Raw genomic sequence first — 6,392 nt, forward strand, 5'->3', positions numbered from 1 at the left:
CGGACGTCTGTTCATGCTTCGCCCAGTGCGCGCGCGCGGACGCTCGCCCAGTCGCCTTCGCCGAGCGCGAAGGGTGCGGCCTGCACGGGCGTCGTGAGGCGCGCGCCGCCGTTCGGAGTGAGATAGAGGTTCACCTCGCTGCGAATGCCGAAGCCGCGCGCCGCGTCGTACACGCCGGGCTCGACGGTGACGGCGAGGCCGCCGAGGAGCGTGCGGGTGTCGTGCGTTTCGAGGTCATCGAGGTTCGCGCCGGGCCCGTGCAGCTGCACGCCGAGGTTGTGGCCGAGGCGGTGCGTGAAGTGCTCCGCGAGGCCGCGCGCTGCGAGCACTTCGCGCGCGGCGCGGTCCGCTTCCCAGCCCTGCGTGGTGGCGGTGCGGTCCTGCAGGACGGCGATGCCGGCGTCGCGCGCGTCCGCCACGGCCTGCCAGACCTCCAGGAAGTCAGGGGTGGGCGTGCCGGCGAAGCCCATCCAGGTGACGTCCGCGAATGGGCGGCCGTCCTCCTGGCACCACAGGTCGAGCATCACCGCCTGGCCGGCGCTGAGGGTGGCGTTCTTGTCGCCGCCGGGTTCGTAGTGCGGGTCGGCGGCGTTGACGCCGAAGCCCACCATGACGGCGTGGCCGCTGCTCATGCCGGCGTCCTCGATGACGCGCGCGATGACGGCCTGCACGTCCAGTTCCGTGACGGGCTCGCCCTGCTGCAGTTGGTCATGGACGTACCGGAAGGCGTCGTCCTTGGCGCGCATCAGCACGTCCACGGCGCGGGCGTGCGCCGCCTCGTCCTCGGGCGTCCAGACGAGGAACTGCTGGAGCAGGTCCGCGCTGCTGTGCACGTCGGCGCCCGCCTCGCGGACGCGTTCGAGGGTGCCGGCGTCCACGCGGCTGACGTACGGGACGGCGCCGCGCGCGCTGTACTCCATGGCGACGCGCTGCCCGGCCAGCAGGGCGTGCAGGTGCGCGTCGAGCTCCGTGTGGGCGCTGTACGGCTGCCAGGTGAGGGTGGCGCTGCCGGCGAGGGTGCGCCACGTGCCGCCCTCGATGCGGTGGTGGATCAGCGTGGGGGTGCCTTCGCGCGGGACGTACACGAAGAAGCGACGGGTGAGGTGCGCGCGCTCGGGAATGCCGAGCACCGTGCGGGCGTGCGGGTTGAGGCCCTGGAAGTCGTAGATCAGCCAGCCGTCAAGGTCGGTGGCGCGCAGGGCGTCGCGGATGCGGTCGAGGTACACTTGCATGCGTTCACGCTAACCCGAAAAGGCGTGCGCGGCGCGGGCGCGCCGCACGGTCACGTTTCCGGAGTGCGGCGCTCGGGTTTAGCGGTCCGGGCACGTTTTTGCACGCACGGCGGTGCTACCGTAAAAGCATGACGGCAACGGTCGAGAAAGTCATTGGCATCAGCGAATTCGGCGCGCAGAAGGCGCTGGGCATCCTGGCGTCCAGCGGCAAGGAGAACGCAGGCGTGCGCGTCTTCGTCAAGAGCGGCGGCTGCAGCGGCTACCAGTACGGCATGGCCATCGATGACCGCGAACTCGAAGGCGATACGGTCATCCTGGACCGCGGCGTGAAGCTCATCGTGGACCGCATGAGCCTGCCGCTCCTGCAGGGCAGCGAAGTCGACTTCATCGAGAACATGATGGGCGGCGGCTTCACCGTGCACAACCCGAACGCCACGTCCGCGTGCGGGTGCGGCCACAGCTTCCGCACGGACGGCTCGCAGAGCCCGGACGGCGAAGGCTCCAGCGGCTGCGGCAGCCACTGACACCACCACGCTCAGGCGCGGCGGGCTTCGGCCCGCCGCGTTTTTTTGCATGTCGCACGCCCAGAGGCCGCGGAATGTCAGCTGTTCCAGACAGGTGGGGAATTTGGCTTGACACCCCTTCACCCCCCCCTCATACTTCAGGACAAGTTCAACTCTAAGCACATTGGCGCATGTCCCCAGGGCAGGCGTTCGGAGGCGTATATGGCGTGGAAAAGAACCATCCTGGTTTCGGCCCTTCTGCTCGGCGCGGTCGCGTATGCTGGCCCGGCCAACAACAGCCTCGTGGTCGGCACGTCGCAAGAGCCGCCGAACATCTATGACCCGTGGAACACCAACAACCTCGCCATTGCCAGCGAAATCAACGGCTTCATGGGCGCCAGCCTGATCGCCCCGGACGACGACGGCGACCTGTACGCCGAAATCGCCACGACTGTCCCCACCCTCGCCAACGGCGGGTACAAGATCGTCAAGAACGCCGCGGGCGACGTTGTGCGCAACAGCATGACGTACAGCATCCGCAAGGACGCCAAGTGGAGCGACGGCAAACCCATCACCATCGCGGACTTCCAGTTCTGGCTGAAAGTCCAGAACGACGACCGCGTGCCCGTGCCCAGCCGCACCCCCTGGGACCGCGCGAAGATCACGCCCGTCGACGCGGACACCTTCACCGTCACGTTCGAGCCGCCGTACCTCTTCGCCGACCAGACCGGCCCGAGCGCCGCGCCGTCGCACGTCATGAGCGCTGCGTGGAACGCGTTCGACAACGCCACCAAGAACCAAAAGGACGCCAAGGTCGTCAGTGAGGAATGGAAGAAGTTCATTTCCTCGTTTACGACCGCCCGGAACCTCCCGAAAGTCGTCGCGGGTCCGTTCCGCCCGACCGCGTGGCGTCCCGGCAACAGCCTCACCATGGTGCGCAACCCGAACTACTGGCGCACCCCCAAGGGCGGCGACGACAAGTACGTGCAGACGGTCACGTACCGCTTCATCCCGAACACCAACACCCTGAAGGTCAACGTCCTGTCCGGGCAGCTCGACGCGATCAGCGCCGTCAGCCTCACCTTCGACCAGGCGCTCGACCTGCAGCGCAGCGAACGCAACAAGTTCAAGACGTACTTCGTGCCGGGCGCCATCTGGGAACACATTGACGTGAACGCCCGCAGCCCCAAGGCGAAGGACCTCGACCTCGACGACCCGCGCATGCGGCAGGCGCTCCTGATGAGCATCGACCGCGACGCGCTCGTCAAGGCGCTGTTCCAGGGCAAACAGGCCGTGTCGAACAGCTGGGTGAACCCCATCAGCAAGCTCTACAAGAAGAACGTCCGCGACTACAACCTGAACGTCACGCAGGCCAAGGCGCTGTTCGCGGACCTCGGCTGGAAGCCCGGCAGTGACGGCATCCTCACCAAGAACGGCAAGAAGCTGAGCCTCAGCTTCAGCACCACCGCCGGGAACACCACCCGCGAGCGCGTGCAGCAGATCCTGCAGGACCAGTGGAAGAAGGTCGGCGTGCAGGTCAACATCCAGAACTACCCGTCCAGCGTGTTCTTCGGGCCGGACATGCTCAGCAAGGGGCAGGAAGGCAAATGGGACCTCGCCATGTACGCCTGGACCGGCAACCCCGTGTTCGAGGAAGGCAACCTCTTCAAGGGCGAGGGCGTCCCCACCGCCGCCAACGGGTACGCCGGGCAGAACTACGCCGGCTGGAACAACGCCGACTTCAACAAACTCCAGAAGCAGGCGCAGTCCGAGTTCGACCTCGCGGAACGCATCAAGCTCTTTGACCGCATGCAGACCATCTGGAGCAGCGAAGTGCCGTCGCTGCCGCTGTACTACCGCGTGAACCCGTACACCAAGGTGAACGGCCTGCTGAACTACACCTTCAGCGCGTACACCCTGTACCCCAGCTGGAACGCCTACCAGATCGGCTGGGCGAGCCGCGGCGCGGCCGAGGTCAACAAGCAGAAGTGACGCGCGCGGCGCCCGCGCGCTGCGTGAACTTCCGGGGGCGGTCGAAGTCGGCCGCCCCCGGGTGTTTCCCGCACGGTCCCGCTCCGCGGCGGGCCGTGCCCGAAGGAGAGCGATGTTCAACTACATCCTGCGGCGCATCGTGCAGATGATCCCGCTGCTGCTGGTCATCAGCTTCATTATCTACGGCCTGACCGCCCTGCAACCCGGCGATCCGGTGGACCGCCTCGCGTTCGGCGACCCGAACATCACGCCCGAGGACGTCGCGCGCCTGCGCGCCGCGTACGGCCTCGACCAGCCGATCTACGAGCGTTACCTGCACTGGCTCGGGCAGGTGCTGCACGGCAACTTCGGGTACTCGCAGGACTTCAACATTCCCGCGGTGGAGTTCGTGTTCCAGCAGCGCATGCCGAACACGCTGCTGCTCACCGTGCCCGCGCTGATTCTCAGCACCCTGATCGCCGTGCCGCTCGGCATCTACTCGGCGGTGCGGCAGTACAGCGCCATGGATTACGGCATGACGTTCCTGAGCTTTATTGCGTTCAGCACGCCGGTGTTCTGGATTGGCGCCATGGCGCTGTACCTGTTCGCGGTGTACCTGCCGGGCGTCACGAACGGCGCGGTCGCGTTGCCGCCGGGCGGGCTGGGCGGCGACGTGCCGCCCGAGGCAGGGTGGTTTGCCGTGGCGCTCGACAAGGTGAAGTACCTCGTGCTGCCGCTGTGCATCCTGATGCTCCGCGAGGTCGCCGCGACGACGCGGTTCATGCGCGCCAGCATGCTGGAGGTCCTCAATCAGGACTTCATCCGCACGGCGCGCGCCAAGGGCCTGCCGGGCCGCCGGGTGTTGTACAAGCACGCGCTGCGCAACGCCATGGTCCCCATCCTGACGATCATGGGCCTGAGCATCCCTGGCCTGTTCGGCGGGGCGGTCATCACCGAGACGGTGTTCTCGTGGCCGGGCATGGGGAAAGCCATCCTGGACGCGCTCGTGAGCAAGGACTTCAACGTCGTGATGGTCGCGCTGATGCTGCTGTCGGTGCTGACCGTCGTCTTCCAACTCATCACTGACCTGACGTATGCGCTGGTGGACCCGCGCATCCGGTACTCGTGAGGTGCCTCCCATGACCACGACTGCCTCACCCACGCCCGCCGCGCCCCGCGTGCAGAGCCGCTCCATGCTGCAGACCGGCCTGCGGCGCCTGCGCAAGCACAAGGCCGCCATGTTCAGCCTGACGGTCATTGCACTGCTGCTCCTGATGGCGGTGTTCGCGCCGTTCATTGCGCCGTACGATCCGAACACGCAGGACCTGGGTGGGTTCTTTGCGCCGCCCAGCGCCAAGCACCTGATCGGGCAGGACGAGCTGGGCCGCGACCTGCTGTCCCGCATCATCTACGGCAGCCGCGTGAGCCTGATGGTCGGCTTCGCGGTGGCGTTCATCAGTATCTTCATCGGCACGCTGATGGGCCTGCTCGCCGGGTTCTTCGGCGGGCGCACGGACACCCTCATCAGCCGCTTCATCGAGATCATGCTGAGCCTGCCGGGCATTCCGCTGCAGCTGGTCATCAGTGGTCTGTTCGTGAGCAGCGACGCGCCGTTCATTCAGAACCTCCGCTCGAACCTCGGCGCGACCAGCAGCGTCGTAATCATCATCAGCATCTTCTCGCTGCTCGGCTGGATGGGCACGGCCCGCCTGGTGCGCGGGGAGGTGCTGCGCCTGAAGAACCTGGAGTACGTGGACGCCGCGCGCGCGCTGGGCGCGTCGAACAACCGCATCATGTGGCGGCACCTCGTCCCGAACCTGTTCGCGATCATCATCGTGCAGGCGACCATCGACGTGGGCGCCGCGATTCTGGGTGAGGCAGCGCTGTCGTTCCTGGGCTTCGGGATTCAGCCGCCGGTGTCCACGTGGGGGAACATGCTCAGCAACGCGCAGGAGGTGGTGCTGCAGTACCCGTGGATTCCGTTCTACCCGGGCCTGGCAATCCTGCTGACGGTGCTGTCGTTCAACTTCCTGGGGGACGGCCTGCGGGACGCCTTCGACCCGCGCAGCCGCCTCTGAGCGTGGCTCTGTCCCGTGGCGCGCCCCATCGGTGGGGCGCGCCGCGTCTTTTGCGTCACCGGAACGCCCGTGAGGGTTTCTGCCCTATCCTGAAGGCATGATTGTCCTCGGCATTGACCCCGGCCTCGCGAATCTCGGGATTGGTGTGGTGGACGGCGACGCCCGCAAAGCCCGGCACCTGCACAGCGTGTGCCTGTTTACCGCCAGCGCGTGGGAACTCCCGCGCCGCCTCCGGTACCTCCACGAGGAGGTGAGCCGCCTGATTGAGGTGTTCGAGCCCGAAGCGGTCGCCATCGAGGAGCAGTACCTACGCAAGCAGGCGGACGTGGCGTTCAAGGTGGGGCAGGCGTTCGGCGTGGTGCAGCTGGCGTGCGCGCAGGCGGACATCCCGATTTACACGTACGGGCCGATGCAGGTGAAGCAGACGATTGTCGGCACGGGTCGCGCGGACAAGGAGCAGGTCATCTATATGGTGAAGGCGACGCTGGGCATCCGCGACATCATGAATGACCACGCGGCGGACGCGCTGGCCCTGGCCATGACGCACCTCGCGCACAGTGGCGTCCGCGCGGCGCTGCGCGCGGCCCGCTGAGCCGCACCCTGCATGG

The 6,392-nt window shown here is 67.0% G+C and carries 7 protein-coding genes (1 of these 7 running past the window's edge); 6 read left to right on the forward strand and 1 reads right to left on the reverse strand.

All coding sequences use genetic code 11. The features are described 5' to 3' along the window. Positions 1 to 11: 11 nt before the first annotated feature. Positions 12 to 1,232, reverse strand: coding sequence for a M24 family metallopeptidase (locus tag DEIMA_RS00310; RefSeq protein WP_013555230.1), 1,221 nt, complete (start codon positions 1,230 to 1,232; stop codon positions 12 to 14). A gap of 128 nt (positions 1,233 to 1,360) precedes the next feature. Here DEIMA_RS00310 and DEIMA_RS00315 point away from each other — a divergent pair, with 128 nt between their 5' ends. The 6 genes from DEIMA_RS00315 to DEIMA_RS00340 all read left to right on the forward strand — a co-directional run. Next, positions 1,361 to 1,756, forward strand: a complete 396-nt coding sequence (locus tag DEIMA_RS00315) for a HesB/IscA family protein (protein ID WP_013555231.1) — start codon at positions 1,361 to 1,363, stop codon at positions 1,754 to 1,756. Between the two features lie 201 nt (positions 1,757 to 1,957). Continuing rightward, entirely contained in the window at positions 1,958 to 3,727 is a 1,770-nt protein-coding gene (locus tag DEIMA_RS00320; RefSeq protein WP_013555232.1) for a peptide ABC transporter substrate-binding protein, read from the forward strand. A 112-nt stretch (positions 3,728 to 3,839) separates the two neighbouring features. After that, on the forward strand, positions 3,840 to 4,835 hold the full coding sequence (locus DEIMA_RS00325; protein ID WP_013555233.1) for an ABC transporter permease: 996 nt from the start codon (positions 3,840 to 3,842) through the stop codon (positions 4,833 to 4,835). Positions 4,836 to 4,845: 10 nt separating this feature from the next. Next, positions 4,846 to 5,784, forward strand: a complete 939-nt coding sequence (locus DEIMA_RS00330) for an ABC transporter permease (protein ID WP_013555234.1) — start codon at positions 4,846 to 4,848, stop codon at positions 5,782 to 5,784. Between the two features lie 97 nt (positions 5,785 to 5,881). After that, positions 5,882 to 6,376, forward strand: coding sequence for a crossover junction endodeoxyribonuclease RuvC (ruvC, locus tag DEIMA_RS00335; RefSeq protein WP_013555235.1), 495 nt, complete (start codon positions 5,882 to 5,884; stop codon positions 6,374 to 6,376). 12 nt (positions 6,377 to 6,388) lie between these two features. Next, on the forward strand, positions 6,389 to 6,392 hold the 5' end (the start) of the coding sequence (locus DEIMA_RS00340) for a PrsW family intramembrane metalloprotease (RefSeq protein WP_013555236.1). 623 nt of this gene lie beyond the right edge of the window; the window shows 4 of its 627 coding nt (coding positions 1-4); its start codon is at positions 6,389 to 6,391; its stop codon lies off the right edge, out of view.

Source organism: Deinococcus maricopensis DSM 21211 (assembly GCF_000186385.1).
Taxonomy (GTDB): Bacteria; Deinococcota; Deinococci; order Deinococcales; family Deinococcaceae; genus Deinococcus_B; species Deinococcus_B maricopensis.

Bases quoted from the DNA above. Each gene is read 5' to 3' on its own strand.
- DEIMA_RS00310 (WP_013555230.1), bottom strand. From the start codon at position 1,232: ATGCAAGTGTACCTCGACCGCATCCGCGACGCCCTGCGCGCCACCGAC.
- DEIMA_RS00315 (WP_013555231.1), top strand. From the start codon at position 1,361: ATGACGGCAACGGTCGAGAAAGTCATTGGCATCAGCGAATTCGGCGCG.
- DEIMA_RS00320 (WP_013555232.1), top strand. From the start codon at position 1,958: ATGGCGTGGAAAAGAACCATCCTGGTTTCGGCCCTTCTGCTCGGCGCG.
- DEIMA_RS00325 (WP_013555233.1), top strand. From the start codon at position 3,840: ATGTTCAACTACATCCTGCGGCGCATCGTGCAGATGATCCCGCTGCTG.
- DEIMA_RS00330 (WP_013555234.1), top strand. From the start codon at position 4,846: ATGACCACGACTGCCTCACCCACGCCCGCCGCGCCCCGCGTGCAGAGC.
- ruvC (WP_013555235.1), top strand. From the start codon at position 5,882: ATGATTGTCCTCGGCATTGACCCCGGCCTCGCGAATCTCGGGATTGGT.